This is a genomic window from Streptomyces sp. NPDC002520, from assembly GCF_053595235.1.
Map to the genome: position 1 here is coordinate 1 of NZ_JBSFXG010000093.1, position 1,344 is coordinate 1,344.

1 protein-coding gene is annotated in these 1,344 nt (G+C 65.4%); it reads right to left on the reverse strand.

Annotation, left to right across the window (positions count from 1 at the left end; all coding sequences use genetic code 11):
* Window positions 1-2: 2 nt before the first annotated feature.
* Window positions 3-1,232 carry an IS256 family transposase gene (locus tag ACWD5D_RS44830; RefSeq protein WP_451378502.1) on the reverse strand — a complete coding sequence of 410 codons (1,230 nt, stop codon included), beginning with the start codon at window positions 1,230-1,232 and terminating at the stop codon, window positions 3-5.
* Between the last annotated feature and the right edge of the window lie 112 nt (window positions 1,233-1,344).

Genomic DNA, 1,344 nt, shown 5'->3' on the forward strand with positions numbered 1-1,344 from the left:
GGTCATGTCCCCTGTAGTGGTGTAACCGCGTCGGGGGGATCTTCGGTCGTGGGGTAGATCGAGTCCATGCCGCCTTTGGGGAGGTAGCTGCGGGGGAAGGCGATCCATTCGTCGTGCATCTCGATGAGGACGGCGGTGGTGAGCCGTTCGAGGGCGGCGGGGTTGGGGAAGATCTGGACGACGTCGACGCGGCGCTTGATCTCGCGGTTGACCCGCTCCAGGGGGTTGGTGGACTGGATTTTCTTCCAATGTCGCTCGGGGAAGTCGGCGAAGGCGGTTAGGTCGGTCTTGGCTTCCAGGAGCATGGCTTTGACCTTGGGGAACTGCCGTCCGAGCATGTCGGCGACGGTGTCGAGCTGGGAGCGGACCAGTTCGGCGGTGGGCTGGGCGAAGATCGTGCGGATCGTCGCGGCCACCATCTCGCCGGAGTCTTTGCTGATGACAGCGAAGACGTTGCGCAGGAAGTGAACGCGGCACCTCTGGTAGGCGGCGCCGAGCATGACCTTGCGGACTGCCTTGACCAGTCCGGAATGGTGGTCGCCGATGACGAGGCGGACACCGGTCAGGCCGCGTTCGCGCAGGGAGCGCAGGAACTCGGTCCAGAAGACCTCGGTCTCGCTGTCGCCGACCATGAGTCCGAGGACTTCGCGGCCGCCGTCCTCGGTGATGCCGGTGGCGATGACCACGGCCTGGGAGACGATCTGGTGCGAGACCCGGGCCTTGCAGTAGGTGGCGTCGAGGTAGATGTAGGGGAAGCGGATGTGGTCCAGGGGCCGGGTGCGGAACACGTTCAGTTCGGTGTCCAGGGCGCCGCAGATGCGGGAGACCTCGCTCTTGGAGATGCCGGTGTCCCCGCCCAGGGCCTTGACCAGGTCGTCCACGCTGCGGGTGGACACTCCGTGCACGTATGCCTCCATGATCACGCTGTAGAGGGCCTGGTCGATCCGGCGCCGGCGTTCCAGCAGTGACGGGAAGAAGGATCCGGTGCGGACCTTGGGGATTGCCAGGTCCAGGTCCCCGGCCTGCGTGGTCAGCACCTTCTCGCGGTGCCCGTTGCGCATCGTCGTGCGGGTCTCGCTGTGCTCGCCCGGTGCGGCACCGATGTGGGCGGTGGCCTCGGCCTCAATGAGTTCCTGCAGGATCCGCTGGGCCAGGGAACGGACCAACTCGATTCCGTCCGCCGTACGCAGTGACTCCATCAGCCGGAGTAAGTCATGCTGGGACAAGGCCATCGCGTCACCTCTCGTTTCAACGAGCTTCGCTACTCGGAGAGTTGCGCGATGGCCGCCCCATGACCAGGGGCTATGCGTTGATCGCTGTTACACCACTCGGCGGGACACCATC